The organism is Streptomyces sp. NPDC107581 (assembly GCF_055657175.1).
The window spans coordinates 1-26,574 of sequence record NZ_JBVKBH010000004.1 but is presented as its reverse complement, the minus strand read 5'-3'; the positions used below and the strand labels follow the sequence as shown (position 1 = coordinate 26,574).

25 protein-coding genes and 2 pseudogenes are annotated in these 26,574 nt (G+C 69.4%); 11 read left to right on the top strand and 16 right to left on the bottom strand.

Annotated features, from left to right (window positions below):
- Positions 1 to 115: 115 nt before the first annotated feature.
- The gene (locus ACZ7P3_RS10055) at positions 116 to 310 is read left to right on the top strand and encodes a Tn3 family transposase (protein WP_472080396.1); all 195 of its coding nucleotides are present in this window, start codon (positions 116 to 118) and stop codon (positions 308 to 310) included.
- Here ACZ7P3_RS10055 and ACZ7P3_RS10050 read toward each other — a convergent pair.
- The 4 genes and pseudogenes from ACZ7P3_RS10050 to ACZ7P3_RS10035 all read right to left on the bottom strand — a co-directional run bounded on the left by ACZ7P3_RS10050 (position 290) and on the right by ACZ7P3_RS10035 (position 2,530).
- Positions 290 to 985: an ISAs1 family transposase gene (locus tag ACZ7P3_RS10050; RefSeq protein WP_472080395.1), complete on the bottom strand. Its 696-nt coding sequence runs from the start codon at positions 983 to 985 to the stop codon at positions 290 to 292. The genes ACZ7P3_RS10055 and ACZ7P3_RS10050 overlap by 21 nt on opposite strands.
- 46 nt (positions 986 to 1,031) lie before the next feature.
- Positions 1,032 to 1,584 (bottom strand): annotated as a pseudogene (locus ACZ7P3_RS10045) (DNA-3-methyladenine glycosylase I); the annotation flags it as partial.
- 12 nt (positions 1,585 to 1,596) lie between these two features.
- On the bottom strand, positions 1,597 to 1,884 hold the full coding sequence (locus ACZ7P3_RS10040; RefSeq protein WP_472080394.1) for a YciI family protein: 288 nt from the start codon (positions 1,882 to 1,884) through the stop codon (positions 1,597 to 1,599).
- A 61-nt stretch (positions 1,885 to 1,945) separates the two neighbouring features.
- Positions 1,946 to 2,530, bottom strand: a complete 585-nt coding sequence (locus tag ACZ7P3_RS10035) for a TetR/AcrR family transcriptional regulator (protein ID WP_472080393.1) — start codon at positions 2,528 to 2,530, stop codon at positions 1,946 to 1,948.
- 269 nt (positions 2,531 to 2,799) lie between these two features.
- On the opposite strand from ACZ7P3_RS10035, the pseudogene ACZ7P3_RS10030 reads away from it, so the two are divergent.
- Positions 2,800 to 3,084: pseudogene (locus ACZ7P3_RS10030) on the top strand (Tn3 family transposase); the annotation flags it as partial.
- A gap of 282 nt (positions 3,085 to 3,366) precedes the next feature.
- Here ACZ7P3_RS10030 and ACZ7P3_RS10025 read toward each other — a convergent pair.
- The 4 genes from ACZ7P3_RS10025 to ACZ7P3_RS10010 all read right to left on the bottom strand — a co-directional run bounded on the left by ACZ7P3_RS10025 (position 3,367) and on the right by ACZ7P3_RS10010 (position 6,234).
- Complete coding sequence (locus ACZ7P3_RS10025) at positions 3,367 to 4,602, bottom strand: serine hydrolase domain-containing protein (RefSeq protein WP_472081033.1); 1,236 nt, start codon at positions 4,600 to 4,602, stop codon at positions 3,367 to 3,369.
- Positions 4,603 to 4,761: 159 nt separating this feature from the next.
- Positions 4,762 to 5,142: a DUF1048 domain-containing protein gene (locus ACZ7P3_RS10020; RefSeq protein ID WP_472080391.1), complete on the bottom strand. Its 381-nt coding sequence runs from the start codon at positions 5,140 to 5,142 to the stop codon at positions 4,762 to 4,764.
- Between the two features lie 2 nt (positions 5,143 to 5,144).
- Positions 5,145 to 5,474 (bottom strand): PadR family transcriptional regulator, encoded by a 330-nt coding sequence (locus ACZ7P3_RS10015; protein ID WP_472080389.1) that lies wholly within the window; start codon positions 5,472 to 5,474, stop codon positions 5,145 to 5,147.
- Between the two features lie 313 nt (positions 5,475 to 5,787).
- Positions 5,788 to 6,234, bottom strand: a complete 447-nt coding sequence (locus ACZ7P3_RS10010; RefSeq protein WP_472080387.1) for an ABC transporter permease subunit — start codon at positions 6,232 to 6,234, stop codon at positions 5,788 to 5,790.
- Between ACZ7P3_RS10010 and ACZ7P3_RS10005 the strand changes: the two genes are divergently transcribed.
- Together ACZ7P3_RS10005 and ACZ7P3_RS10000 are read left to right on the top strand one after the other, a co-directional pair.
- Positions 6,134 to 6,355: a hypothetical protein gene (locus ACZ7P3_RS10005; RefSeq protein WP_472081063.1), complete on the top strand. Its 222-nt coding sequence runs from the start codon at positions 6,134 to 6,136 to the stop codon at positions 6,353 to 6,355. The genes ACZ7P3_RS10010 and ACZ7P3_RS10005 overlap by 101 nt on opposite strands.
- A 31-nt stretch (positions 6,356 to 6,386) precedes the next feature.
- The gene (locus tag ACZ7P3_RS10000; protein WP_472080385.1) at positions 6,387 to 6,731 is read left to right on the top strand and encodes a hypothetical protein; all 345 of its coding nucleotides are present in this window, start codon (positions 6,387 to 6,389) and stop codon (positions 6,729 to 6,731) included.
- A 129-nt stretch (positions 6,732 to 6,860) separates the two neighbouring features.
- Here the strand turns inward: ACZ7P3_RS10000 and ACZ7P3_RS09995 are convergent, their stop codons facing one another.
- Positions 6,861 to 8,141 (bottom strand): MFS transporter, encoded by a 1,281-nt coding sequence (locus ACZ7P3_RS09995; RefSeq protein WP_472080383.1) that lies wholly within the window; start codon positions 8,139 to 8,141, stop codon positions 6,861 to 6,863.
- A 218-nt stretch (positions 8,142 to 8,359) separates the two neighbouring features.
- Here ACZ7P3_RS09995 and ACZ7P3_RS09990 point away from each other — a divergent pair, with 218 nt between their 5' ends.
- Both ACZ7P3_RS09990 and ACZ7P3_RS09985 read left to right on the top strand, forming a co-directional pair.
- A complete protein-coding gene (locus tag ACZ7P3_RS09990) occupies positions 8,360 to 8,755 on the top strand; it encodes an ArsR/SmtB family transcription factor (RefSeq protein WP_472080381.1) in 396 nt (131 codons plus the stop codon).
- A gap of 158 nt (positions 8,756 to 8,913) precedes the next feature.
- Entirely contained in the window at positions 8,914 to 10,089 is a 1,176-nt protein-coding gene (locus ACZ7P3_RS09985) for a CapA family protein (protein ID WP_472080379.1), read from the top strand.
- 294 nt (positions 10,090 to 10,383) lie between these two features.
- Here the strand turns inward: ACZ7P3_RS09985 and ACZ7P3_RS09980 are convergent, their stop codons facing one another.
- From ACZ7P3_RS09980 to ACZ7P3_RS09960, 5 genes are all read right to left on the bottom strand, one after another.
- Entirely contained in the window at positions 10,384 to 10,632 is a 249-nt protein-coding gene (locus tag ACZ7P3_RS09980) for a hypothetical protein (protein ID WP_472080377.1), read from the bottom strand.
- 286 nt (positions 10,633 to 10,918) lie between these two features.
- Positions 10,919 to 11,212, bottom strand: a complete 294-nt coding sequence (locus ACZ7P3_RS09975; protein ID WP_472080375.1) for a hypothetical protein — start codon at positions 11,210 to 11,212, stop codon at positions 10,919 to 10,921.
- Positions 11,213 to 11,392: 180 nt separating this feature from the next.
- The gene (locus tag ACZ7P3_RS09970; protein WP_472080372.1) at positions 11,393 to 12,103 is read right to left on the bottom strand and encodes a hypothetical protein; all 711 of its coding nucleotides are present in this window, start codon (positions 12,101 to 12,103) and stop codon (positions 11,393 to 11,395) included.
- Positions 12,096 to 13,250 (bottom strand): serpin family protein, encoded by a 1,155-nt coding sequence (locus ACZ7P3_RS09965; protein WP_472080370.1) that lies wholly within the window; start codon positions 13,248 to 13,250, stop codon positions 12,096 to 12,098. Before ACZ7P3_RS09965 ends, ACZ7P3_RS09970 begins: the two co-directional genes overlap by 8 nt.
- 174 nt (positions 13,251 to 13,424) lie before the next feature.
- Positions 13,425 to 16,160, bottom strand: a complete 2,736-nt coding sequence (locus ACZ7P3_RS09960) for a helix-turn-helix transcriptional regulator (protein WP_472080368.1) — start codon at positions 16,158 to 16,160, stop codon at positions 13,425 to 13,427.
- Between the two features lie 86 nt (positions 16,161 to 16,246).
- Here ACZ7P3_RS09960 and ACZ7P3_RS09955 point away from each other — a divergent pair, with 86 nt between their 5' ends.
- The 4 genes from ACZ7P3_RS09955 to ACZ7P3_RS09940 all read left to right on the top strand — a co-directional run bounded on the left by ACZ7P3_RS09955 (position 16,247) and on the right by ACZ7P3_RS09940 (position 19,273).
- Positions 16,247 to 16,561: a hypothetical protein gene (locus ACZ7P3_RS09955; protein WP_472080366.1), complete on the top strand. Its 315-nt coding sequence runs from the start codon at positions 16,247 to 16,249 to the stop codon at positions 16,559 to 16,561.
- A gap of 507 nt (positions 16,562 to 17,068) precedes the next feature.
- On the top strand, positions 17,069 to 17,428 hold the full coding sequence (locus ACZ7P3_RS09950; protein ID WP_472080364.1) for a hypothetical protein: 360 nt from the start codon (positions 17,069 to 17,071) through the stop codon (positions 17,426 to 17,428).
- A gap of 262 nt (positions 17,429 to 17,690) precedes the next feature.
- Positions 17,691 to 18,302, top strand: a complete 612-nt coding sequence (locus ACZ7P3_RS09945; RefSeq protein WP_472080362.1) for a hypothetical protein — start codon at positions 17,691 to 17,693, stop codon at positions 18,300 to 18,302.
- A 236-nt stretch (positions 18,303 to 18,538) separates the two neighbouring features.
- On the top strand, positions 18,539 to 19,273 hold the full coding sequence (locus ACZ7P3_RS09940; protein ID WP_472080360.1) for a hypothetical protein: 735 nt from the start codon (positions 18,539 to 18,541) through the stop codon (positions 19,271 to 19,273).
- Between the two features lie 51 nt (positions 19,274 to 19,324).
- Here ACZ7P3_RS09940 and ACZ7P3_RS09935 read toward each other — a convergent pair whose 3' ends face one another.
- Positions 19,325 to 19,933 (bottom strand): hypothetical protein, encoded by a 609-nt coding sequence (locus ACZ7P3_RS09935; RefSeq protein WP_472080358.1) that lies wholly within the window; start codon positions 19,931 to 19,933, stop codon positions 19,325 to 19,327.
- Between the two features lie 526 nt (positions 19,934 to 20,459).
- Between ACZ7P3_RS09935 and ACZ7P3_RS09930 the strand changes: the two genes are divergently transcribed.
- A complete protein-coding gene (locus ACZ7P3_RS09930) occupies positions 20,460 to 22,004 on the top strand; it encodes an amino acid permease (RefSeq protein ID WP_472080356.1) in 1,545 nt (514 codons plus the stop codon).
- Between the two features lie 209 nt (positions 22,005 to 22,213).
- Here ACZ7P3_RS09930 and ACZ7P3_RS09925 read toward each other — a convergent pair.
- The coding region (locus ACZ7P3_RS09925; protein ID WP_472080354.1) for a non-ribosomal peptide synthetase at positions 22,214 to 26,574 on the bottom strand (4,361 nt) is incomplete at its 5' end.

Below are 26,574 nucleotides of genomic sequence, written 5' to 3'. Positions count from 1 at the left end.
ATCGAAGATCTCACTCTATGCGCGCGGCTTCTCCAGCCCGCACCAACACCGCCAACGATCCGAGCGACAAGCCGAAGGAAGATCAACTTGAACTGTCCACATAAAGAGCGTTCCCGTGTTCGCCTTGGTGCACCTGCTGGGCTTCGATCTCATGTCCAGGATCAGGAACTGGAAGGGCCTGACCTTCTACCGCCCGCCCCAGCAGAGCGAGTACGTGCACACCGACTCCCTGTTCGGGGAGGCGGGCAAGAACCAGGGTCTTTGCATGATCGCGTTCTGTCTGGGTTCGTCAGGTGAGGCCGAGGGCTGACAGGGGCCGGTGGTAGTCGCGGGCGGCATGGCGCAGAGCGGCGGCGATGTTGGCGCGACCGTCCTGGCGGTGGACGCCGATGGCGAGGTTGCGCAGGCTGGCCATGGTCCGGGGCAGGTGCCCGGTACGGATCTTGGAATCGTCCTCGCGGAAGGTCCGGTCCCGGACGTGGTGCAGCAGGTTCTCGATTTGCCATTGGCCCCTGATCCAGGTGGCGAGTTGCTCGCCGGTGGCTTCGCCCGGCGGCAGGCTGGTGACCAGGTAGATGCGCTCGATCGTGAGCTTGCCGGTGTCCAGCTCGCGGCGCCAGCGCACGACTTGGAGGACCCGGCGGGCATCGGGGTAGTCGAGGTGGCGGAAGACAGCCGTCTTGAGGCGGCGGATCTCCATGCGGTGGTGGGCGCGGGTGCGGTCGTAGTGGTCGAGCGCGACGTCCCGCCAGGGAAGCCGGCGGACGGTCTCGAACAGGCCGGGGTGGTTCTTCTTGACGATGGCGAGGTAGTGGGCGCCGCGGGAGTGCAGGTAGGAGCCGTGGGCGTGCTGGGTGTGCAGGGCATCGGCGGTGATCACCGTGGTGGTGAGGTCGAGGGTGTCCAGCAGCGGGGCGAATGCGGGGATCCCGTTCCTCTTGTCGGCGACCTGACGCTGCGCGAGGACTTCCCCGGTGTGTTCCATGGCGGCCAGCAGAGACACCGGCAGTGCGAGCCGCCCTGACCAGTGCGCGCGTCGAGCAGTCGGTAGCGTGGTCATTGATCAGCCCCATGGCCTGCATGAACGCAAACACGGTGGTCGGCCCGACAAACTTCCAGCCGCGCTTCTTCAAGTCCTTCGACAGGGCGACCGAGGCCGGTGACGTCGATACGGTCTGGGGCAGGTCAACCTCGCTCGGGGCTGGTTCGAAGCGCCAGAAGTACGCCGCCAGGGAGCCAGCATCTCGTTCGAGTTCCACGGCCCGGCGGGCATTATTGACGACGGCTTCGATCTTGCCCCGGTGCCGGACGATGCCGGCGTCGCTGAGCAGGCACTGTGTCATCGTCAGCGAAGCCAGCGATCGCGTGGAAGTCGAACCCGGCGAAAGCGATCCGGAAGTTCTCCCGCTTGGCCAAGATGGTGCGCCAGCTGAGTCCGGACTGGAAGCCTTCCAGACTGACCTTCTCGAACAGCCGACGGTCGTCGACGACCGGAAAGCCCCACTCCGTGTCGTGATAGTCAAGGAACTCAGGCGCCGACCCCGCCCAGCCGCAGCGCGGCTCACCATCGGGGGCAATGAACATCTCCACGCATCTTCAGTCCTTAAGGAACGCGAGGCGCGGGTCCGTCGAATTCGGAGCGATCTCGATGACCTCGGCCGCCACGACGTCGTGGACCACGAACGGGTCCTCGGCGACTCGCGCCTGGAGGTCCTCCAGTGTGATCCCCGCGGCGAGCACTGCGCCGCCCTGCCCCGGCTGGATGCTCCCGACCAGCAGGAAGACGCCGTCTTCCACGCCCTGGCGGATCCAGCTCTGGTGCCCCGCCATGTGCTCGGTGGCTGCAGCCTTGTTGGCAGAGAAACGAAGCAGGGCGACGTACACGAAAGTCTCCTCACAGATAGGGATGCGGACGAAGAAAGGAACAAGAAGGAACGGGAGTGGCTCAGCGCGTGTCGTCGGCGGATGTGTGAGAGGCCAGTCGCTCGGTCAGCCATGTGTTGATCCGGTCGACCTCGCGATACACGAAGTCGCTGTCGTGGAACGCGTTCGACAGCGTGGCGACCCCTTGGCTGAACGCCAGGACGTGCATCGCGAGGTCATCGGCTTCTGCATCGAACCCGAGGTCCTCGAACTGCTCGCGCAGCCAGGTACGGAACAGCTCGAAGACGCCCACGGCGTGCGCACGGGAGGGATGGTCGAGCTTGGCAAGCTCGTTCGTCAGCGTCCCGACCGGGCAGCCGTAGCTCTCGATGTCGCCACGGTTAGTGATGACGATCTCAACGAACCGCTGCACGCGATCAAGCGGGTCTGCCGAGCCGTCTGCCCATTCGGCGATCATCTTCCGAGTGCTCACCAATCGAGCCTCGATCACCGCTTGGAGGATCTCGTCCTTGGTCTTGAAGTGGTAGTAGAAGTTGCCCCGGGAGATCCCCACCGCCTCCGCGATCGCCGCGAACGACGTCGGCTCGAAGCCCTGCTGGTAGAACAGGCGGTTCGCTGCATCGACGATCTGCTCGCGAGTACCCACGACAACACCTCACACCCGACGACCGGCCCTAGGACGACCGTCCTAGGCGACAGTCGGCACATTAGGACATCCGTCCTAGCCTGGCAAGGCGGGCCGCGTCACCAACGTCCCGTCCCACAACACCACTCACATGATCACCGGCACCGTGCCTGTGCTGTTCTCCTGGACGATCCATCCCGTACCCGAACATCACGTGATGTCATGCCTCAGCCTGACGTTACGGACACATCGCGATCACGCAATGACCCTGGGGCAAGAACTCAGTCGACTTCGACCTGATCGAGTCTCAGTTCCGGCACCTGATGCGGGTGGCCGTCACGGTGCGCGAGGGCGCCATCTCCTCGTCGACGCCGTTCAAAAGGCTGCGTTCGGGCTCGCACAAGAACTCCCATTGCACCGCGTTCCGTGAGGTCGGCCGGGTGATCCGCACGGTGCAGCTGCCGCGCTACCTCTCGGACGCGCCGCTTCGCCGGCGGGTGACCGCGGCGACGAAAAGGTCGAGTCCTTCAACCGGTTCTCGCAGTGGGTCGGCTTCGGCAACCAGGGCGTCATGACAACGACCCCGTCGAGCAGGAAAAAGCGATGAAATCCAATGCCTTGTCGACGCACGCGGTGATCTTCCACAATGCCCTGGACATCGCCGAGATCGTCCGCCAGCTCCTGGAGGAGGGCTGGGAGACCGACCCGAAAAGGCGGACCTCAACGGCCGCCTGCACGTGTCGGTGCGATCGGTGTGCCTTGAGCCTGTCGTGCGGCTGATCGCAGAACGTGGACGTGTCGAAGGACGGAGCCTGGGCGAGGTCTTCTGTTGGACCGACCTCGACCAGGTAGGCGGGTCAGTCGTCGATTGCCTGGTAGAGGGTGGTCCAGAAGTCCTGCATGGCCCGCGCCGAGTCCGAGGTGGACATCCCGGTCTGGGTGAGCAGGATGCCGACGAGCTGGTTGTCCGGGTCGGCGTAGGTCGTGGTGCCGGCTCCGCCGTCCCAGCCGAACTGGCCGATGGGTGCGTAGTCGCCTCGGTAGGTGCGCACCGTCATCCCGAAGCCCCAGCCGCCGGTCTGCCCCTGGCCGTGTGACAGATGGACGACGCTGCGGGCCCAGGCCTGCAGGGCGGCTGTCTGCTCGGGCGTGAGGCGGTTGGTGGTCATCAGCTCGACGGCGGGCCGGGACAGGATCCGCTCGGTGCCGTGCATCCCGTGGTTGAGCAGCATCCGGAAGTAGGCGTGGTAGTCGTCGACGGTGGAGTCGAGTCCGCCGCCGCCGGACTGGAACGCCGGAGGTTTGCTGTGGTGTCCCCCTTCGGCCTGGTCCTCCACGGTGAACTCTCCGGTCTGCGGATCGGGGGCGTACAGGGGCGGCAGTCGGTCGATCTTGTCGGCGGGCACGTGGAAGCCGGTGTCCCTCATCCCCAGCGGATCGAAGATGCGCTCGCGCAGGAACGCCTCGAACGACTGGCCGGTGACCCGGGCTACCAGGACGCCGAGCACGTCGTCGCTGACGTTGTACAGCCACCGCTCTCCGGGCTGGTTCATCAGCGGAAGCGTGCCCAGCCGGCGCATCCACTCATCCGGCTCCACTGCCGGCAGCATCCATCCGTTCTCGCCGTAGATCCTCTGCTCGAAGTACGCGCTCATCATCGGGGAGCCCATCGCCGTCGTGTCCAGCCCGAGCCCGCAGGTGGAGGTGAGCAGGTCCCGCACGGTGATCGGACGCCGCGCCGGCACGGTGTCCTCAAGCGGGCCGCCGGCTCGCTTGAGGACACGCCGGTCGGCGAGTTCGGGCAGCCACCGGTCCATCGGGTCGTCCAGCCGTAGCCGGCACTCGTCCAGCAGGACCATCGTCGCGGCGACCGCGACGGGCTTGGTCGTCGAGGCCATCCGGAAGATGGTGTCCCGGCGCATCGGGGGGCCGCCGTCGTGGCGCATCGTCCCGATCGCTTCGACGTGTGTCTCCCCTCCCCGGCTGACCAGGGCGACGAGCCCGGGAATCTTCTTGGACTCCACATGCCGTTCCAGCACCTCGCGCAGTCGGCGCAGCCCTGCTTCGGAAAAGCCGTTGTTGCCGTTTCCCATCATGAATCTCCTTGCACGCATTGGTCGTTCTCGACGGTGCCGCGGGCATGCGGCACGAGGCGGCCGGCCGGGCATGACCCCCCGGCCGCGTGGTGCAGACAGGCGATGAAGGAGGAAAGTGGTACCCGGCCCCTGGAGGTGCGATGTGCTCAGGCGCGGTCAGACCGTCGTTCCGGTCTCGTTCCCGGCGGCGCGCTCGATGTCGTCGGTCAGCTGCTTGCGCGCGCGGGCAGGGACGTAGCCACCCTCCGAGTAGTTCTCGGCGAACGCACCGACGAACTCCACCGGATCCTCCCCGACAATCTCGCGGATCGGCGTTCCGTCCGCCGCGGCCTGCTCGAAGAGGTCGGCGAGGTCTTCGAACATCGACGCATTGCTGTCTTCGTCGGTCGGTACGAAGTGCATCAGGTGCCGCTCGATCGCCTCGACCGCCGTGCGGTAGTTCTCGGGAAGTTCCTTGACGCGCGCCTTGTACGCCCTCCAGCGCTTCTTGGGCCCGATCACCTTCGAGATGAAACCGGTCTTTTCGGCATCGGCCATGGCTATTCGCCCCCTTCGCGGAGCTGTTCCAGTCGTTCCGTGAGGAAGCTCCAGGTCCTCCAGAACTCTTCGAGGTACTCCCGTCCCTGAGCGTTGAGGGAGTGCACCTTGCGGGGCGGCCCCTTCTCGGAGGGGACCTTCTCCACGTCGACGAGACCGCGCTTCTCCATCCTGAGGAGCAGCGCGTAGACGGTGCCTTCGGCGATGTCGGAGAACCCCTGTTCCCGCAGCCGTGCCGTGATCTCGTAGCCGTAGGCGGGCCGGCCTGCCAGGGACGCGAGGATGATGCCCTCCAGCGTGCCCTTGAGCATCTCTGTCTCCAGCTTGGTCATGGAACACCTCCTCCCTGCACTAGTCAGCGCTATTGAGTACCAGTACACAGTAACGCTGACTACCGGTACTTAGCAAGACGGAATAGTGGAACTGTGAGCCGGCACCTCAAGCGCGCGGTTCAGCGGCATCACCTCCGCTGGACCTGCTTCCCGCAGGAGCTTCATGTCTGAGGCACTTGTGGGCCGGACAGCTGTTGATCTATCGGAGGGAGCATCTGCTCCTGTCGGCAAACGAACGAATGACGACAGGCGCGGCGGGCGTCCAATAAACCTGGAATGCGGGCGGGTCTTCCGGGTGACCGCTGCGCGAAGGTCATACCCCGTCGCCCCGAGCGTCGGTGCCGCGTCCAGCAGGAGCCGTGTCTACGGATGGCCGGGCGAGCCGAACAGGTCCTCGGCGGCGGCGTGTTCGAAGCGAACCGCGCGTCGAGCCCGACCAGACCGAGCAGCCACGACCAGCATCGAAATCCTCGCGTCCACAGGCCCTTGACGAACTGACCCAGCCGCAAACTTCACGGCCTTGGGGACAGTCCTGCGCCACGACGGACTGGGCGATAGCCGAACCCCGTCCCGGCCAGGTGAACACCTTCTCCACCAGGGCGGTTCCGGCGACGAGCGCGGGCAGCAGGTTCCCGGCGACGGCGAGGGAGGCGGTGAGCATGTCGGGCAGGGCGTGGCGCAGGTACAGCACGCGGGCGGGCAGCCGCTTCGCGCGGGCGGTCCGCAGATGGTCCTCCGAGAGGACCTTGAGCGCCTTCACCCGCACGATCCGGGTGAGCACGGCGCACGGGGCGAGCGCGAGTGCGGTCACCGGCGGCCACGTCTACCTGGTCCCGCACGAGGCCGAACTGGTCCGCGACATCAGCGCCCACCTGAACTGACGAAGCCGGAACCGAGGAAGCCGAGGACGACATGCCGAACGTGACGGAAACGCCCGTGCGCCGCCCGGCGCGCGAGCCGTACCTGCTCGCCCCCGAGCTGCTGGCCGACCCGGCCGGCGGCTACGGCAAGGTCCGCGAAGAGAGCCCTGTGGTCCGGGGCCGGCTCAGCGACAGCCGGCCGGTCTGGCTGATCACCCGCTACGACGACGTCCGCGAGGGCCTGCGCGACCCCCGCTTCCTCAACACGCCACAAGCCGTCGAGGGCCACACCGGGCGAGGACCCGCGCCGGGTCCTGGTGGACATGCGGCTTCGGCCACGGCGTCCACTACTGCGTCGGCTCCGCCCTGTCCCGGCTGCAGTGTGAGATCGCGCTGACGACCCTGCTCGCACGCCATCCCGGCCTGTGTCTGGCCGGCGGCCCCGAGAGTCTGCGGCGCACCGCCATCCCGGGGGTGGCCCCGCGGCTGCCGCATCTGCGGGTGCGCGTCTGACGGCCGGTCCGTTTCACAGGCCTTCGGGAAACCGGCGCCGGCCGGCCACCACCACGGCACCGCCGACGACGGCGAGACTCAGCAGGACGGCGCCGAAGACAGTCGCGCCGCCGGTGAGCCCGATGGCGTCGCTGAGGTAGCCCGCCGAGACCGGCAGCAGGCCCGCGGGGAGGTAACCGCCCACGTTGAGCGCGGCGTTGGCCTCGGCGAGCCGCTGTGCGGGAACGGCGGAGTTCAGCAGGGAGAGCCCGCCGAGCTGGCCCAGCCCCTGACCGGCGCCGGCCAGCAGCGCGGAGGCGACGAATGCGATGGCGGACGAGCTGTGCACGGCAGTGACGAGCGCGGCCATGCTGAGGGCGGTGCCGACCGCTCCGGCGGTCAGGACGGTGCGCCTGGGCAGCCGCTGTGCGGCGAACTGCACCCCGGTGGCGGTCAGGAACATGGCGAACGCCATGGCCCCGGCCACGCTCCTGCTGGTGGTGCCGAGCAGGCCGGAGAGCAGGGAGGGGCCGAGCGACAGGACGAAGGACGTCGCGGTGATGCCGGGCGCGAACACGGCGATGCCGAAGGCGAGGTGCAGGCCGTTGCCGTGCGGCACACCCGGTACGCGGATCCAGGAGCCCGACGCAGGCACCGCGGGCCGCGGCACGGGCATGCGCAGCACGGCCAGGACAGCGGTGGCGAGCAGCACCGCCTCGACGGCGAACACGGTGACGGTGGGGGCCGGCAGCGTCTCGGACAGGACGCCCGCGAGGAGTGGCCCGAGGCCGGCGCCGAAGACCATCGCGCAGGAGGCGAGCAGCGCCGCGAGCCGCTTTCGGGCGGGGCCGGCCACATCGGTCACGGCCGCCATGCCCGCCGAGACCACGGCGCCCACGGCGATGCCGGTGAAGAGCCGGGCGACGATCAGGGCCGCCACGGTGGTCGCGGTCGCGAAGACCAGACAGGCGGCCAGTGCGAGCCCCAGGGCGGGCAGCAGGACGGGCTTGCGGCCGATCCGGTCGGAGACCACGCCCGAGACGAGCAGGGATCCGATCAGGCCGACGATGTAGAAGGCGAAGACGACGGTCAGGGTGCCCTTGGAGAACCCGATGTCGCGCTGCCACAGCACATAGAGCGGCGTCGCCGCGTTGGACAGCACGAAGACCGCGGTCACCGGCCAGGCGGCCAGCCACACCCACCAGGAGGGAGCAACCGGCCCCCGCGAGGGAGCGACCTGTCCCCAGGAGGCGGGAGCGGCCGGACCCCGGAGCCAGCGCCTCTTCCGCGAGGGCGCCGTCCGGCTCCCGGACACGACAGATCCCTTCCGTGCATCGCGTGGGACGGATCCCCTCGGTGAAACGCGTGGGGCGGATCCCCTCGGTGCAACGCGCATGACTGATCCCCTCCGTGGAGCGGGCATGGCGGATCGGCTCCGAGTGCCGCACCAGCCCGGCAGTACGAGTTTTCTCGAACATAGCATCCTGTACGATCGAAGTCGTACAACGGATTTCAGGTCGCGAGGAGCTGTCCATGCCGTCGACGGCGCGCACCGTGCGGGCGCAGGTGCCGGTCATCAAGGAACTGCCGGAACCCGAAGGGCTGCCCGAACCGCTGCCGGAACCGGCAGTGGAAGACCTGCGTCTGGAGACGGTGCTGGCCGCGCTGAGCGATCCGCTGCGCCTGCTCATCGTGCGCAAACTCCTGCTGGAGTCGGAGCGGTTCGACCACACCTGCGGCTGGTTCGGCCTCGACCGCCCCAAGTCCTCCCTCACCCACCACTTCAAGGCCCTGCGCGAGGCGGGCGTCACCCGGCAGCGCCAGTACGGGCTGGAGCGCCGCAGCCAGGTGCGCGTCGCGGACCTGAACGCCCGCTTCCCCGGCCTGCTGGACCTGGTCGCCGCCTGGACACCGCCGGACGGGGCCTGAGCGGCCACGCTCCGCAACGTGCGGATCTCCGCTTCCGGCATGCGGCGGCGTGCCCTGCGCTGACGTGCTGAGCGGGTCGGTGGAGGGTGCGGCGGCCGGTGAACACGCCAGTGGCTGACCTGCGCGAGAGATAGGTGCCTATTTCGTAGTATGAGCCGATGACCGGGTCCGGCGAACAGCACGCCCAGCAGCGGCGCGAGCGGCAGAAGGCCGTGCACCGTCACCGTCGGCTGGTCCTCGGTCTGGCCGGGATCGGCGTGGTGGTCGTCGCGGCGTTCGTGCTCCACGACAGTTCCGAGGACGCAGTCCCCATCGGCTCCGCCCCCACCCCCCTGCGGACGACCAGGACCACGACGTCGGGGGCGCCGGCCGCGCCGCGCCCCACCGGCAACGTGCGCGTCGCCGCCGTGGGGGACATCGTGATGGGCTCGCTGCCGGACGCCCTGCCGCCGGACGACGGCGCCTCGTTCTTCGATTCCGTCGACGACCTGCTCGCCGGTGACGTGGTGCTGGGGAACCTGGAGGGCACACTCACCACCGGCGGCCCCAGCAAATGCGACGACGACAGCCCGAACTGCTTCGCGTTCCGCGCCCCTCCGTCCTACGGCCACTGGCTCAAGGCGGCCGGGTTCACCGTGATGAACCTGGCCAACAACCACATCGACGACTTCGGGGCGGAGGGGCGGCGCCAGACGTTCGCCGCCCTGCGCTCGGTGCACCTGCCGTTCACCGGCCGCCTGGGCCAGATCACCATCCAGCGGGTCAACGGCATCCGGGTCGCACTGGTCGGGTTCGCACCCGACCGAGGGGCCAACGACCTCACGGACATCCCCGCCGCGAGGCGGCTCACGGCCCGCGCCGCAAGAATGGCGGACATCGTGATCGTCACGATGCACGCCGGCGCGGAAGGCTCGGACCGCACCCATGTGGAGCCCGGCACCGAGTACTTCCTCGGCGAGAACCGCGGCGACAGCTACCGCTTCAGCCGAGCGGTGATCGACGCCGGCGCCGACCTCGTCGTGGGCAGCGGCCCGCACGTGATGCGGGGAATGGAGTTCTACAAGGGCCGGCTGATCGCCTACAGCCTGGGCAACTTCTCCGGCTACAAGGTACTCGGCCTCGGCGGCACGCTCTCCACCAGCGGCGTGCTGCACGTCACCCTCCGCGCCGACGGCACCTACGTGTCCGGGCGCCTGCACCCGACCCGGATCGTGGCGCCGGGCACACCGGAGCCGGGCGGCGACGGGATCGACCTCGTCTCCGACGTGTCGGAGGAGGACTTCGGCTCCGATGCCGCCCACCTCTCGGCGGACGGAACGATCCAGCGGCCTTAAGGTCTTCTCCGGTCGATCATGTGACTGCTCCGCGCGCATGTCGTCAGTGTGGACACGGCGCCGGGTGACCTGACGGATGCCGAGTGGGAACGGCTGCAGCCGTTCCTGCCGACAAGCAACCGTCGTTGTGGCCCGTGGCCCGTGGCCCGTGGCCCGTGGCGCGAGACGCCGTGGCAGAGCCTCGTCAGCCGAGGCAGTGGCCACTCGCCACGACTGACGCGGCTACGTCTGCCTCGGCACCGCGATGGCGGCAGCTCTGGTCATCTGGCTCCGGACCTGACGATCACACGCAGCTCAGAGACGACCGTCGGCCGGCCGCTGATGCCCACACGGCACCGGGCCGCCGTTCCTGTCGAAGACTTCGGCGTCATTGCCCGAGTTCACCCACACCGTGATGCCCTGGTCATGCACGACCACGTTGAACGGCGACTGCTCGCACTCCGTCTCGGTCACCACGGTGAACTCTTCACCCGGGCGCATCCAGTGATCGGTTCCCCACGGCTCAACCCACAGGGAGACCAAGCCGCTGGTCTCGTTGCTCACGCTTGTCTTGGACACGCTCGCACCCTAACCGGCAACGTGATCGGCCGGAGACGTCCTGGCCGAACAACGACACCGCCCGGTCCGCCCACCTCATCACCGCGCTGCGGCACGGAGCGACGGCCCGTGGACGGCTACGTCAGGCCGAGGCCGCCCCGGGGACGCGCTGACCGATTCATCGTGCCCTGAAGCTGTTGCCTCCTCGATCTCGAGCGATGGCGGTCGAACGCGGCTTCCGGTCGAACCGTTTCGACTGTGCCCCTTGGTCCTTGACAGCGGAAATCGCGATTCAGCGGATGACCGTGAGACGGCCGGGCGACGTCATGAGTTGTGGAGGGCGGTACTCCAGCGTGACCGTCTGGTCGCCGGCGACCTGGACGGTGATGCCGGCCTCGCAGCACCGAGCCTTGAACAGGTACCGGAAGAACACGTTGACCTGGTGTGAGCCGGGAGCCAGCGGTATGAAGCGGCTGCCCCAAGCACCGCTCTGGGCCTTTCCATCGACCTCGACCGTCAGACTCACCAAGTAGAGAAACAGCTGCATCGGATTGCGGCGCCCCTGTACGGAGATGCCGGTTTGCATGGACACGATGACTCTTCCAGTCCGTTGATTTCATCGAAAGGAAACGCGCGCGCCGGGCAACTCTCCCAGTCGCCCCGACCCGAGTCATGGGTGGAACTACGTAGTCCGGTACGCAACTCCAGCGGCCGCCTCGGCTTGCCGGCGCGGACTCCTTCCAGCAGCAGAGCGTGAGCAGGGAGGTCACCATGGGTGCTCTCGGGCGGCGCCGTTGAGTGTTCCTCCGGCGCCCGCCTCTGAGCCACAGGTCCGGGCCGAGTGCAACTGCGGGGCCAGGGTCAGGACCACGGTGACGGCAACCGTGACCAGCCAGACCGTGTAGCGGGCCGTCGGCCGTGCCCGGTGAGGCGTGACCTTCGACATGGTCCACGTGGCCGCCGAACCCACGGCCAGCGCGGCCAGCAGACTCGTGGGCAGCACATAGCCCGCGAGCGGATGCCTGGGCAGCGATGCCGTGCAGTAGTCGCTGTCGTTCATCAGCGCGGTCACCAGGACCAGCGACGGGGCCCCGACCGCCGCCGTCGCCCACGCCAGGGCGGTCAGCAGCCAGTACGGTGCCCCGAACCGGTCGCGCAACGCGCGGAACAGCACCAGACCCGTCAACAGGACCGGTGGCGCCATCATGGCCTCGCCCTGCCACAGCTCGGTGACGCGGTACCGGCCGTCGACCTGCGGATCGTCGGCCCAGTAGAAACCGATGTACGCCCCGCACACGGCCGTCACGAGCACCAGCGCCGCGAGCGCGTGCGCGGTGCCCCGGGCCCTGGGCGTGCCGGGAAAGGAGGCGGGCCACAGGACGCCCCGTACACCGGAGCCCGCACGTGCGCGGACCGCCTGCCCCCCGTACTCGCGGATCGGCGGCTGCACCGGTTCCCGGCCCTCCATGTCAGGCATGCGGCGACCGGGGTGCGGACGCCTGCCAAGCGGTGAACAGGGGCAGTCCGGTGCTGCCGGCGAAGACCACGAGGCCGAACGGCCTGTCGAACGCGATGTGCCTGGTCCGCGGCACATGGCCCGAGACGCTCCGCGTGGTCTTCCAGACCTGTGCCACGGCCGCCGCCCGCACGCCCTCCTCGTCGATCCTCAGCACCGACTCCTGGGTGACCCTGTCGACGCGCAGCGGTTCGGGGGACATGCCGGAGAAGTCGGCGAGCGAGGACACGGCCAGGGGCGCGCCGAGCGAGTCCAGGAGCCGCTCCGCGTGCAGGCACGTGCGCAGGTGGAGCCGCGGGAGCGCGATGGTGACCTCGTCCGCGTCGACCGGCCGCCGGCGCTCGTGCCCCGCCCAGGCGGCGGGCAGGACGTCCGCCGGGCCCCGGCCCGGCGCCCCCAGCACGCAGCTCACCTGCAACGGCAGCCGGTCCGGGTCCGCGGTGCAGAGCAACGCCACCACGTCCACCTCGTCCTCCGGGTTCCCGGAGGGGGCCTCGACGGTCCAGGCGTACGAGGGGCGCGGCAGCGTCGTGGTCATGGTCGGGACGAGGTGATCGACGCCCCGGGCGTCGGTGAAGGTCCGGCCGGTGGTCTTCTCCCGCTTGAAACGGGACGCCCACGCGCCGTCCGCCTGGAGCGCGTTGACGAGCAGGAGCAGCTCCTGCCCGTTCGGACGGTCCGGCAGCTGACGGATCAGTCCGCCGGTCGCCCTGCGGATCCAGGCGTCGACCGCCGAGACGTCGGCCGGGTCCAGGTGTCCGAAGCGGACGTCCGGCAGACGCTCGCGGAACTCCCGGTAGACCGGGATCCGCGACCACACTCCGGTCGCGGCCGCCAGTCCTTCCGTCCTGGCCAGCTGGGCCGTCACCTCGGTGGCGGCGGAGGCGGCCTCCGGCCCGGCCGCACCGAGCAGCGCACGCAGTTCTCGCGCCGTCTCCGACCGGGCCCCGGCCGCGACGGCCGACAGCGCGAGCCACAGGCCCACGGGGGAGCAGGTGAAGTCACCGTTCGCCGCCCGCACCGCCCCGTCGTCGATCACCGACGCCAGCAGGCGCTCCGCGAACGCCCGGACGTCACCGACATGTTGAGCAGATACGACGTGAACCACTCCGCCTCCCGTACCGCACCGCCCGCACGGTGCGGTACGGCCCGATCAGCCCGGGCCGTCCCGGTGCCGCGGAGCAACCCTGTCGCACTCTGCCAGGCACCGGCATCGGTGCAACCACGTAGACCGGTACGTATCCGGAATGCCGCCGCTTCCCTGCGCTCAAGGGCTCGGGGCTCAGTCGGTACCTGCCTGTCGCGCTCGCGCAGCGGCGTCGTCGAGCATCCTGCGGGTGAGGGCCGCGCGGTTGGAGACGCCGAGCTTGCGGTAGACCTGTCTCAGGTGGGTCTCCACGGTCCGCACGCTGAGAAAGAGCGTGGTGGCGATACCGGCGTTGGTCATGCCGGTGCTGGCCAGACCGGCGATCTCACGTTCGCGCGCGGTCAACGAGGGCAGCGCGTCGGTCGTCTCCGTGTGGTCGGCCAGCCGGGACCGCAGACGGCTCACATCACCGATCAGGCGGGCGGAGCCGCACTGGTCGGCGAGGACCGCGGCACCGGCGAGCCAGTCGGCCACACCCCGTGTCCGTCCCGCGTGCAGGGACAGCTCGGCTGCCGCGAGGAGAGTGGCGCAGGCCTCGATGCGCTCACCGCTGAGCGAGAAGTCGGAGAACGCTTCCACCGCCTTCTCCAGGGCCGACTCGGTGTCCCCGCGCGCGGCGTGGGCCCGCATACGGGCACGCAGGGCGAAGGCCTTGCGGCCGGGGGAGGGCAGCTGTTCGACGCACTGCTCGGCCAGCCGGGCCCACTGCTCCACCGGCCCCGGGTCACCCATGGCGAGCGACGCCTGCGCCAAGGTGTCGCACCAGCGGGGCTTGCGCCAGGCGGTGAGCCTGGACAGCTCCGCGCCGCCCGAGGCGTCCAGCAGGAGCCACCGGGCCCGCGCGGGATCGCCGGTGCGCAGGACGAGCTCGGCGTGGAAGCACCGGACGGTGACCGCCCACGCGGTCGGCGTGTCACCGGAGACGGCCAGGGCATGTGCGGCCGACGCCTCCGCCTCCTTCAGGTCGCTCGCACCGTCCCGCCAGAAGAGGATCTCGGCCCGCACCATGGCGCTGACGGCTTCCTCCGACGGACTGACGCCCCGTTCGCCGCCGAGGGCGATCTCGTCAAGGGTGGCCAGCGCACCGTCCAGGTTCCCGGAACGCAGCCGAGCGTTGGCGAGCACCGTGAGAATCTGCGACCGGATGTACGTCTGTCCGGTCCGCCGGGACAGGTCCGCCGCACGCGTCAGGTGCCGATCGGCGTCCAGGAGTCTCCCCAGCATTCCCTCGGTCAGCCCCACCTGCACCGAGGCCTCCAGGTTGGTGAGCCAAGAGGTGTCGGAGGAGGAGTCGATGAGCTCGGCCGCGATCGCCGCCCGTGCCTGTGCCGTGGTCAGGTCACCTGTGAAGAGGTAGCCGAGCGCGGCCTGCGCCAGGGCCCGCGCCTCACCGACGTGGTCATGGTGCCGGTGTGCGATCGCCGCGGCCGTGTCGGCGTGCTCGCGGGAGGTCTCGTACTCCTGCAGATCGTAGGCGTGGTCGGCCAGTTCGGTGTGCAGGGCGGCCGCGATCGCCGCGTCCTTGTCGGCCAGCACCGCGAGACCGGAACGTGCCAGGGCACCCGCCTCGGTGTACCGGCCCAGGCGCCGTTCGAGCCGGCTCGAGTCGACGAGCGCGGTCACCTCGCCGGGGCGGCCGGGCATGGCCGACCGCAGGGCGTCGAGCAGCTCTCTGCCCTCGGACGCGTCTCCGGTCAGCAGGCGGGCGCGGGCGAGCAGGACCTGTGCCTCGTGCCAGTGATCCTGGCCCTCCCGGAGCAGCGGCAGCGCGGCCTTGAGGTAACCGGCAGCGACGGCGGGCGAGCTGTACAGAACGCTGCGCGCGGCGGCGATCAGGATCGTCACATGCTCCGGCCGGCCCGGATCGGCGGCGGCCGCGACATGGCGGGCACGCCTGGACACGGGGACTGCCTGCTCGGCCAGTGCGGCGTCGGCCCGGCGGTGCAGATCGGTGCGCCGGCTGGGTTCGAGCCGCTGGTAGACCACCTCGCCGACCGCTCGGTGGCGCACCGCGAGGTGCGGCGCGGGCTCGGCGGGCCGGACCAGGTCGAGGCGGGTGAGGGTGTCCAGTACGCGCATGGTGGCGGCCATGTCCTGCCCGGCGACGGCGCCCAGGAGCTCCGGAGGGGACGGCTCGCCGAGGACCGCCGCGGCCTGGAGCAGCGAGAGGGCCTCGGGACCGAGACCGGCCAGCTCCCCGAGGACAGCGGTGACGGCCTCGGCACCGGTCCGGCCGTGGGCCCCGAGCACCTTCAGATACTGCGGATTGCCCAGGGCGTCCCGGCAGATCTGCTGCGCGTCCGGATGGTCTCCGAGCAGCTTCCCGGACTCCTCGCGGGAGAGCGGTTCGAGGTCCCACACCTCCAGCAGGCCACCGGACGCCGCCCGCGAGACCATTTCCGCGGCCGTGGACGACAGTTGGCGCTGCCGGCAGCCCACGAGGCACAGCACCTGGCCGCCGGCGGTCGTCTGGAGCAATCGCTCCAGGTACGGGAGCTGGTCGGCCGCGAGGAGATGGAAGTCGTCCACCACGGCCAGCAGGAGGCCACCCTCGGCCGCGCGCGCGGCGACGTCGCGGAGGTCCTGCAGGGGCGGGGCGCCGGCTGGAGGGGACGCCGCGGCGGCCCGTCCACGCGCTGCGCACACCGGTATTCCAGCGGCTCGCGCCTCGGCCGCGACGGCCCACATGAGAGCACTCTTGCCGATGCCCGGGTCCCCGACCAGCGCCACGGCCCGCCCTGACCCCTCTTCGAGGCCGGCCAGGGCTGCCACCAGCTCCTGGACTTCGGCATCCCGCCCGATCAGCGGACGTGCGCCGCCGGTCCCCCGACGGGCGGGGGGCGGTATGTGACCCTGCAAGTCATCGGTCATGAAACGGTAGATTAATGGCTTGCCATGACAGTCGGCCAAGCGGGAAGCGCTGAGGCCGGTGCCCCTCGGGCTCACCCGGATGCGACTTGTCCGGGCTGCTTGCGGCCACGGGCCAGGGCGTGGCCGCACGGTCGGTGACCCGTCAGGCGCTGGATGCGCTGGAGGCACTGGAGCCCGCGGACACGGGAGCCGGTCTGCGCGCCGAACTCCTCGACTTCCACGTACGGGTCGAGCGGATGCTGGGCAACCAGGCACACGTCCGGGCCCTCCTGGCCGAGCAGCGAGTGTCCTCGGCGACGGACCAGCGGCTCACGGCACGGGTGGCCGGGGAGCGCGGGGTGTCGAGCTCGCCCTGCGTACGGCCCGGCGCTTCGCGGACGACCCGGCCGCCATCCCAGTAGCGGAACACGTGGTTTCACGGAGGCCACGTCAAGGGGCGACCTGCCAGGGTCGGACGGGTACGGGGGCGATGCGCGAGAACCCGGCCGTCCACGAAAGACGCATGTGCTGCAGGGGGAACGCGGAGATGAGTGACAACCAGCTGGGACCGCATGAGGGGCGGCTCCGGCAGCCCGGTGCTCCGCAGAGCGCCCCTCCGCAGCCCTCGGCGCCGGGCGGCGGCAGGAAGAAGGCCGGCATCATCGCCGGCTCGATCGCAGCGTTCGCCGTCATCGGTGCGGGCGCGTTCGTCGTCATGGGCCAAGGTGCCGCCGTCGCCGACGACGGGGCGTACAAGCTGTCGGCGCCCACGACTCTCCTCAACGGGTACTACAAGAGGCAAGAGGCAAGAGGCCCGGAGCGACTCGCTGACGAAGAACCAGGTCAAGGAATTCGAGTCGTGGGGGATCCATCACTCCAAGGGCGTCAGCGCCGTCTACACCGCGGGGTCGGGCATCACCGCGATCAACGTGACTGTCCCAGGCGTCCACGGCACCATCGACGACCCGGAAAGGGCCGTCGATGCGATGTTCGCCAGGACGGATTCGGACTCCGAGAAGGATGACGGCGACGGCGATCTGGTGGGCCGCCCGCAGGAGTTCGACCCGCCCGGCTTCGAGAACGGCACCATGAAGTGCCGGCAGATGAAGAGAAGCGACGTGGTGACAAAGACGTACGCGCTCTGTATCCGGGGTGACCACAGCACGCTCAGCGCTGTCATGTCGTACGACCCGGTCTCGCTCGGTTCCGCCTCTGCGTTCTCCACGTCCCTCAAGGACGCGGCCGAGCTGACCGCCAAGGTCCGCAGGGATGTACGGGTCAGGGCGTGACCCACCCCAGGTCGTGGCCGCGGCCGCGGTGACGCGGATGTGTCACCGCGCGGAGCCGCGCCGCCTCCTTACCAGGGCGGTGCGGACGCCATGCGCTCGGCAATCGGAAGAATCGAGGGAGAGTTCATTGCTGTATCAGGTGTTGACCGCGCTGGTGGCGTCCGGAGGTGCAACCGCGGTGACCGCGGCGGGCACGGAAACGTGGTACCGGCTCCGACCGGCCGTGGCCGGCGGGCCGGGCCGGGGCAAGGGGATTCAGGCCGTGGTGTTCGGTGCCGTCACGGTCGCTCTGCTCACCGCCTGCACTCATGCCGCCGACACCTCGCCGGCCGCCGAGCCGACACCGAGTCCCAGCGTCACTGAGACCGTGGAACCGACGCCGACGCCGACGCCGACGTCCACACCCACAGCCGGTGCCGGTTCCACGCCGGCCACCACCACGTCGCAGGTCGCCGACAACGTCACCAACTGGTTCGGCTCCGGGGGCGAGGACCGGCTGATCAGCGTCATCAGCCGGTCCGCGACGATCCAGGCGGACCACGACCGGGACGCGGGTTTTTACGACTTCAGCGGCTACTTCCCCACTGTCCAGGAGGCCCGGAAGACCCTGCCCATCCCTGACGGCAGGACTCAGACCGCGTGGTCAGCCGCCCTGAAGCACCTCGACAGCGGCGCGGGCGATGTCTACGAGGCACTGCCGCACCTCGGCACCGACCAGACCATGGGTCCCGGGCAGGAGAAGCAGGAGGCACGAGGCTGGAAGGAGTTCGGCGAAGGCATCAAGGGCCTCAAGGCGGTCCAGGCACGACTTCGCCATACCTTCGGCCTGGAACTCCGGACGGATCCGTGGGAGGTCAGGCCCGAGGTCCCATAAGAGCGTGCACGAGCAGATCGAAATCGGCCCACGGGCCCGCGGCACGTCGCAGACAGTGAACGGCAGCGGGAGCCGGGCTGCCACGCTCAGGCCCTTCCACCAGGCGGGCAGGCTCCTACTGAGAATTTCGAATCGTATTCGGGCAGTGACGGTTCAGTCCGCAGCATCAGCTCCGGCACAGCCTGATAATCTGCGATCTTCGCCGGTCACCCGGACGGAGTCCCCCGGCGGTCGCCATGTCACACCATCAGCAGCTCATGACAGCCCTCGACGCACTGGACCGCGCCTTCGCCTCTGAAGAGCCGTTCCCCGTCGGCGGTTGCACGTACTGCTATGGCGAGGAGGGACTCGCCGAACTCTCCAGGCCGCTGCACCTCATACCCGACGACATGGTGTCCGCGGCCGCCGGAGAGGTGCCCAGTCACTGGGACGACTTCCCGCGTCTCTACCGCCGTCTCGTCCCGCGCATCATCCGCCCTCTTGTCGCCGGTCAGTTCCACGTCTCCGAGGAGCTGATCGCCACCCGCCTGGTCGAGGCGGCCTGGAGCACCTGGGACGCGCCCCTGGCCGACGCTCTTCGCCACGTCTGGACCGCATGGTGGCAGTACACCTTGCACACCCACCCCAGCCCGGTGTCCATCAGGGACACCCTTGCCCTCATCACCGTCGCCACCGACAGCCTGCGCCCCTGGCTGGACATATGGACCGCCACCCGGACCCTGGCCGCGGACGCGCACTTGGCGGACCTGATCGTCGACGTGCTGTTCGAGTACGAGATCACCGACCTGAGCCTGGGGTTCCACAGCGAGTACCACGCCACCGCGGAGCTGGTGGAGTGGCTCCTCACCGATGTGCGCGACCGTGTCACCGACTCCCGTCTCGACGACCCGGACTTCATTCACCACCTCCAGCAGTTGATCAGCGCCCCAACCGACGTCTCGACCGACGCGGTTCACAAGGGCAGCCACTGAGCTCTTGGGGTTGTTGTCGGCTGGCGACCCGCCAGTACCGTGTCGGTCCTGTCAGCCGTCCGCCGGCAGCAGCTTCTTGATCGCTGCGACGGCGGCCTGTGGTTCGTCGGCGTGACAGCGGACCGTACGTACCTCCGCACGCCGCCCCAGCAGACTGACGAAGGTGACGGGTTGGGTCAGCTCGACAGTGATCGAGGTCTGCGACGCGATGGCCACGTCCAGCACACCGTCCTCGGACTTGTTGGCGTCCGGGAAGCGGAGGTCGTAACGGGCGGACGCGATCCGTTCCAGAGGTAACCGCAGATCGAGTCGTGCACCGCGCCGTATCCGCAGCTCGCCCGGCCCCACGACGTGTGGGCGTGTGACGGCGGCGGCGTGCAGCCCCAGGACCAGAAACACCGTGTAGAGGTCGAGGAGCAGCATGACCAGGTGGGCGACCGGATACGCGGCGAGCATGAAGGAAACCCCGACCGTCTCGACCACGAACACGAAGACCAGCCCGTACGCCGTCGGCGCCTGAGCACGCGCGTACCCGACAGCGATGTCCGCTTCCCCGACCCCGTGCGAGCGCCGAGCCATCAACAGCCAGAGGCTCACCATCCACCGCCCCTCGTGTGCCGCCAGCCGTCGCGCCTGTGTGATGAATGCCCCGTTCCCCATGTACCACAGTGAATCAGAGGGGCCTTCCATTCTCCCCAGGTCGTAAGGTATCCCCGCCGACCTTTCGCTGAAGTTGTTCCGAAGGGTGATGGTCAACAGGCGCCGTTCGTGGGCCGATTGCCCCCTGTCCTGCAACCCGTCCGGCAGGCAGCCTCTTCGAGGCAGCGTCGGAGCGCATGCTCCGCAAACTCCAGGCGCTCCAGCGGGCCTCTTTCCGGCAGGCGTCCGGCTCCCCGTGGAGCGTGACCGCGCCGAAGGGCTGGGGACCGGCCGGTGACGCTGCGCGACGTGCTCAACCTGCTCCGGAGGGAGCGGCGGGAGGAGACTGCCCGCGGTCGCCGCGGAGGAGTCTTCGTCCGCCACCGGCCCGCCGGCGACGTCGCCGATGCCTTTTCGTAACCGGTGTTCAGGGCCAGACCCTTGCGCTCGACCCCGCCTACCGCAAAGGTATCGCTCCAAACCTTTGATTCAGGCGGGAGCGATACGCCGGATCCACCGGCGGCAGCCCGAGCCCGAGGAGGCCCGTATGCCCACCGACAAGCCAGTGACAGAGCCGGAGCACACAGAGGCTCTGTCCGAAGACACTCAACGCCTGCATCAACTCGGTTACGCCCAGGAGCTGGCCCGCTCGATGTCGGCGTTCTCGAACTTCGCCATCTCGTTCACCATCATCTCCGTCCTGTCCGGCTGCCTGACGCTCTACGGGTTCGGAATGGTCACCGGCGGCCCCGCGATGATCACCTGGGGATGGCCGCTGGTCGGAGTGATGACTCTCTTCGTGGGCCTGGCCATGGCCGAGGTCTGCTCCAGCTACCCCACAGCGGGCGGCCTGTACTACTGGGCGGCCAAGCTCGCTCCGTCCAACGGCGCGGCCTGGGCCTGGTTCACCGGCTGGTTCAACTTCCTCGGCCAGGTGGCGGTGACCGCGGGCATCGACTTCGGCGCCGCGTTCTTCCTCAACGCCCTGCTGGACCTGCAGTTCGGGTTCTCGGCCACGCCGGGCCACACCATCCTTCTCTTCGCCATCGTGCTCGCCGTCCACGGCGCGGTGAACACCTTCGGCGTCAGGCTGGTCTCCCTCCTCGGCAATGTCAGCGTGTGGTGGCACATACTCGGCGTGGTCGTCATCGTCGGCGCGCTGGTGATCGTCCCGACCAAGCACCAGTCCGCGAGCTTCGTCTTCACCCACTTCGTCAACGGCACCGGCTGGCACTCCGGCCTCTACGTCGGACTTCTCGGCCTGCTGCTCGCCCAGTACACGTTCACCGGCTACGACGCCTCGGCACACATGACCGAGGAGACCCACGACGCGGCCAAAGCCGGACCGCGCGGCATCGTGATGTCGATCCTCGTCTCGCTGGTCGCCGGCTGGATCCTGCTGCTCGGCATCACCTTCGCCATCCAGAACTACGACGGCGCCCTCGCCAGCTCCACCGGCGTCCCCCCGGCGCAGATCTTCATCGACGCCCTCGGCGCGACCGGCGGCAAGCTCCTGCTGCTGATCGCGATCGGCGCGCAGTTCTTCTGCGGCATGTCCTCGGTCACCGCGAACTCGCGGATGATCTACGCCTTCTCCCGGGACGGCGCCCTGCCCGGATCCAAGGTGTGGCACCGCATCAACAAGCGGACCATGACCCCCACCAACGCCGTCTGGCTGGCGGCCGGAAGCGCCTTCGTCCTCGGCCTGCCCTACCTGTGGAACGCGACCGCGTACGCGGCCGTCACCTCCATCGCCGTGATCGGCCTGTACATCGCCTACGTCCTGCCCGTCTTCCTGAGACTGCTCCAGGGGGACCGCTTCGAACGCGGTCCCTGGCACCTGGGCCGATGGAGCCGGCCGGTGGGCATCATCGCCGTGGCCTGGACACTGATCATCACCGTGCTGTTCATGCTGCCCACGACCAGCCCCGTGACGAGCAAGAACTTCAACTACACCCCGATCGCCGTCCTCGTCGTCCTGGGCTTCGCCGGCGTGTGGTGGCTGGTCTCGGCACGCCGCTGGTTCGAAGGCCCAAGGGTCCAAGGCACCGCCGAGGAACTGGCCGCGATCGAGCACGAACTCGAATTCTGACCTGCCGCCGGCACCGGAGAAGAGCACGAGCAAGCGGTCCCCGGACAGACCGGTCGAACGAAGAGAGATACCGATGATCTTCAGCACGTGATGGCGGCATGCACCGCGGGGCTGCGCGAAGCACGGCCCCGCTGCTGTCGGTGCCCGGGGACCCGTTTCTCGGAGAAGCCCACCCGCGCCTGCCGGCGGACTCCTCCCCGAGTCCGCTCTCAGCCGGCTGTGCCTCCTCGCGGGTCGGTGTCGATCAGAGCGGTGATCACCTCGGCCAGCCGTCCCACGTGCGGCGGCTTCATCACACTGAAGTGGTCACCAGGTATCCGGTGCACCTCCAGCGCCCCTGTGAGGTCCCGCCACCGGTCGAGATAGTCCGGGTACGACTGCCCCGAAGCCACCTCGTGATCGCCCCGGGCCAGTTCATCGCTGACAACGAGGTGCAGGCGCCCCGCGTAGCGACGGTGCCGATAGGCCAGGCACATCTCCATGACCTCACGCCACATCCGCGCGGACGGCAGCCACACCTCACCCGCTCCGTGCTCGGGCAGCGTGATACCGACCTCCGGGTCCACGTCGTCCACCAGATGTTCCAGCAGCTCCAGGGTCTCCCGGCGCAGCGTCGACGTGTCCTGCGCCGGGGGAGCGGCCGCCAGCGCCTCCAGCTTCTCGACACACTCCTCGATCAGCGCGTACTCGTTCCACAGCTCCGGCCGCTCGTGGCTGTCCAGAGCCGGGTCGAGGAGCAGGAACGTGACGTCCTCGCCCTCGGCGGCCAGCCGGTGCGCCATCTCGCTGACGATGCCGCTGCCACCGCACCAACCGAACAGCCGGTACGGCCCCTGCGGAACGGCGGTCCGCAGCTCGGCGAGGTAGCGCTCGGCCATCTGCCGCGCCGACGGCACCGGCCCGTTCTCGGCCTGAAGGCCCGGCCACGCGAACGCCGCCACCGGCTGCTCGGCACTCAGCTCCCGGCTCAGCAGCCGGTACCAGTGTGCGCTTCCGCCGCCCGGATGCACGCAGAACAACACGGGCCGACCGCCCGTCCGCCGCAGCCACGTCAGCGCCCGGTCGGCCGGACGACCGCCCTCGACCGACTCGGCCAGCGCGGCGACGGTGTGGTGCTCCATGAAGGCGCGCGCGGACACCGTGACACCGCGCCGTTCACGCAGCAGGGCGATGATCCGCAGGATCACCAGGGAGTGGCCGCCGAGGTCGAAGAAGTCGTCGTGCACACCGACACGATCGACACCCAGCACCTCGGCCCAGACGTCCGCCACGGCCTGCTCGAGCGCCGTGCGCGGCGCGGTGTACTCGCGCTCCGGGCCGGCCGCGGAGGGCGCCGGTAGAGCCGCACGGTCGACCTTGCCGTTGACGTTGAGCGGCAGCTCGTCCAGCACCACCCATGCGGTGGGTACCAGGAAATCGGGCACACGTCGGCGCAGCTGGGCACGCAACTCGCCGACCTCGACCGGGTGTTCCGGGTCGAGCACCACATAGCCGACCAGCTGCTTGGTCCCGTCGGCGCCGCGTTCGACGTCGGCGGCCGCGGCGCGCACGGCCGGCAGGTCCGAGAGCGCGGCCTCCGCCTCCCCGAGTTCCACACGGTGGCCGCGGATCTTGACCTGGTGGTCGCGCCGCCCGAGGAAGTGCACGGTGCCGTCGGGATCCCGGCGCACGATGTCGCCGGTCCGGTACAGCCGGGCACCGGGGCGCGTACCGGCCGGATCCGGCACGAACCGCTCCGCCGTCAGCTCCGGCCTGCCGAGGTAGCCGCGCGCCAACCCGGGCCCGCCCACCAGGAGTTCGCCAGGCACCCCGAACGGCACCGGCACCAGGTCCTCGTCCACCACCAGCACGTACGTGTTCGAGATCGGCCCGCCGATCGGCACGGCGTGCTCGGCGTCGGCCATGGTGAGATTCCGGCGCCCCGTGCTGAAGGTGGTGCACTCGGTGGGCCCGTACAGGTTGCTGACCGAGATGCCGTGTTCCAAGGCCGTGCGCAGGTGGACCGGAGAGAGCACGTCGCCGCCGCTGAGCACTTGACGCAGCCTCGCCAGGGCCGAAGGCCGGCTCTCCACCATGTGGTGGAACAGGACCGGGGTCATGAACAGGGTGGTCACCCGGTGCCGGTCCAGCAGCTCCGCCAGCTCAGCTGCTGGAGTGGCGCCGGGCGGGCACAACGCGAGCCGAGCACCGTGGCACAGCGCGCCCCAGATCTCGAAGGTCGATGCGTCGAAGGCCAGCGGCGAGTGCTGCAGCACCACCTGGTCACGGTCGAGAACGGCATAGTCGGGGTCGTACACCAGCCGGACGATGCCCCGGTGGGTCACCTGGACGCCCTTGGGCCGGCCGGTGGAGCCCGAGGTGTACATGACGTATGCCGGATGGTCCGGGGCAAGCGCCACCCGCGGCGGCGCATCCGGCTGGTCCGAGAGCGCCGACCAGCTCTCATCCACCTCGACCGTCCGCAGAGCGGCACCGTACTCCGCGAAACGCGAGGCGTGCCGCGGATGGGTCACCAGGATCCCGGCGCGGGTGTCGTCGAGAACGTACCGGATCCGCTCGTCCGGGAACTCCGGGTCGAGCGGCACGTAGTAACCGCCGGCCTTGAGAATTCCCAGCAGGGTCACCACCGCCTCGATACCGCGCTCCAGGCACACGGCGACCGGCGTCTCCGGACCGACCCCGTGCCCCCGCAGCAGCCGTGCCAGCTGGTTCGCCCGACGCTCCAGCTCCCGGTAGGTCAGCCGCCGCTCGCCGTACAGCAGTGCCGTCGACTCCGGCAGCGCCCGGGAGGCGACCAGTTCGGGCACGCACATGTCCGGCAGCTCGGGTTCGGCCCGGTCCGGCGTCGTGAGCCGGTGCATCTCGTCGGCACGGAAGGCCCGCGGATCGGCGTCGGCATCGGCGGCCATCGCGGTGAGTACGTCCACGAACACGGCCGCGAAGGTCTCCAGCCGGTCCCGGCTGACCCAGCCGGGCCGACAGCTCATCCGCAGCTGCCCCGGGAAGGTCCACACGTCGAAGGTGAACTCGTTGGGACTGTGGTCGGTGATGGTGCCGAGGCCGGACCGCTGGTCGTCCAGCACATGGAAGTCCAGACAGGTGAAGACGACGTCCACCAGCGGGGTGCCGCCGCCCCAGGCCCGCTGCATGGCGGGCAGCGGGTAGCGCCGGTGCGGCCACAGGGCCAGCTCCTCGGCGAACACCGATGCCACCAGGTCGCGCCAGGTGAGCTGGTCGAGGTCGACGGCGAACGGCACGGTGTTCAGGTACATGCCGCGCACCTGGTCACCGCCGGGCAGTTCGGGCCGGCCGTTGACCACCGCACTCGCGAAGAACCGGTGCTGACCGCTGATCATCCCCAGCACCTTCAGATGGGCCGCGGAGAGCACTGCCTTCAGCGACGTCCGGGTCTCCGCCGCCAGCCTGCGCAGTTCCGGCTCCAGATGGGCCCAGGACAACCGGATCTCGGATGCGGGAAGACGGGCCTCGGCGGCAGCGGTGTCCTCGGGCAGCCTCAGCCGCTCGAAGCCGGTGATCCGCCCCTGCCAGAACTCGCGGTCCTCGACGGAGGCCAGCGACTCCTTCTCCAGAGCGATGAAGTCGGCGTAGCGGACCTCGGGCGGCGCCTCCAGCCCTGTGTCGGAGCCCTGCCGGATCGCACGGTAGCCGGCCCGCAGCTCTCCGATCACCGAGTGGTGGCTCCAGCCGTCGAGGATCGCGTGGCACTCGCTGTGGGTCAGCAGCCACCTCCCCTCTCCCAGGAGGTGCACGTGATAGCGCAACAGGGGGGCGCGGCTGATGTCGAACGGGGTCCGCCGGGCCTCGTCCCGATGACGCCCGATGGCCTCCTGCTGCTGCTCGGCGGTCAGATCGCGCAGGTCGTCCACCCCGATGTCGAGATCGGCGGATGCGTGCACGAGCTGCAGCGGCTCGGAGTAACCGGTGAGGTCGAAGGAGGTGCGCAGGATCTCGTGGCGCGCCAGCAGCCTGCGTACGGCTTCGCGGAGGGCGTCCGCCGAGAACGGGCCGTCGTCGAGGATCTCGAAACTGGACACGTTCTGGTACGTGTTGCGCTCGGGGTCGGCGAGCATCTCGTAGACCATGCCGGCCTGGACCTGGCCCATCGGGTAGGCGTCGACCAGCCCCTCCGGCAAGCGTGCACGATCGCCCGGGGCGAGCAGCTCGAACCGTCCGACCGGCCCGGTCTCCTCCTGGGCCGAGGATGCCGTGGCCGCCAGCGCGGCGGACTGCGCCACGGTCTGATGCGTGAAGAGGTCCTGGACCGTGAGGTGCACGCCTTGTGTGCGGAGTGTTCCGATGGCGCGGATGGCGCGCATGGAGTCGCCGCCGAGTTGGAAGAAGCTGTCGTGGATGTTGATGGTGTGGGGGTGGGTGTTGAGGGCGGTGGCGAAGGCGTTGGTGATGGTGTGTTCGAGTGGGGTGCGGGGTGGGGTGTGGGGTGGGGTGGGTGTGGTGGTGGGTGTGGTGGTGGGTGTGTGGGTGGTGGTGGGTGGGGGGAGTGCGGTGCGGTCGGTTTTGCCGTTGGGGGTGAGTGGGAGGGTGGGGAGGG

What these genes read in the sequence shown, in the direction of transcription:
- ACZ7P3_RS09935 (WP_472080358.1), bottom strand. Translation starts at nt 19,933, where the DNA reads ATGGGGAACGGGGCATTCATCACACAGGCGCGACGGCTGGCGGCACAC.
- ACZ7P3_RS10020 (WP_472080391.1), bottom strand. Translation starts at nt 5,142, where the DNA reads ATGGCCGATGCCGAAAAGACCGGTTTCATCTCGAAGGTGATCGGGCCC.
- ACZ7P3_RS10015 (WP_472080389.1), bottom strand. Translation starts at nt 5,474, where the DNA reads ATGACCAAGCTGGAGACAGAGATGCTCAAGGGCACGCTGGAGGGCATC.
- ACZ7P3_RS10000 (WP_472080385.1), top strand. Translation starts at nt 6,387, where the DNA reads ATGCCGAACGTGACGGAAACGCCCGTGCGCCGCCCGGCGCGCGAGCCG.
- ACZ7P3_RS09970 (WP_472080372.1), bottom strand. Translation starts at nt 12,103, where the DNA reads ATGCCTGACATGGAGGGCCGGGAACCGGTGCAGCCGCCGATCCGCGAG.
- ACZ7P3_RS09985 (WP_472080379.1), top strand. Translation starts at nt 8,914, where the DNA reads ATGACCGGGTCCGGCGAACAGCACGCCCAGCAGCGGCGCGAGCGGCAG.
- ACZ7P3_RS10005 (WP_472081063.1), top strand. Translation starts at nt 6,134, where the DNA reads ATGTCGGGCAGGGCGTGGCGCAGGTACAGCACGCGGGCGGGCAGCCGC.
- ACZ7P3_RS09930 (WP_472080356.1), top strand. Translation starts at nt 20,460, where the DNA reads ATGCCCACCGACAAGCCAGTGACAGAGCCGGAGCACACAGAGGCTCTG.
- ACZ7P3_RS09975 (WP_472080375.1), bottom strand. Translation starts at nt 11,212, where the DNA reads ATGCAAACCGGCATCTCCGTACAGGGGCGCCGCAATCCGATGCAGCTG.
- ACZ7P3_RS09990 (WP_472080381.1), top strand. Translation starts at nt 8,360, where the DNA reads ATGCCGTCGACGGCGCGCACCGTGCGGGCGCAGGTGCCGGTCATCAAG.
- ACZ7P3_RS09940 (WP_472080360.1), top strand. Translation starts at nt 18,539, where the DNA reads ATGTCACACCATCAGCAGCTCATGACAGCCCTCGACGCACTGGACCGC.
- ACZ7P3_RS09960 (WP_472080368.1), bottom strand. Translation starts at nt 16,160, where the DNA reads ATGACCGATGACTTGCAGGGTCACATACCGCCCCCCGCCCGTCGGGGG.
- ACZ7P3_RS10025 (WP_472081033.1), bottom strand. Translation starts at nt 4,602, where the DNA reads ATGGGAAACGGCAACAACGGCTTTTCCGAAGCAGGGCTGCGCCGACTG.
- ACZ7P3_RS10050 (WP_472080395.1), bottom strand. Translation starts at nt 985, where the DNA reads ATGGAACACACCGGGGAAGTCCTCGCGCAGCGTCAGGTCGCCGACAAG.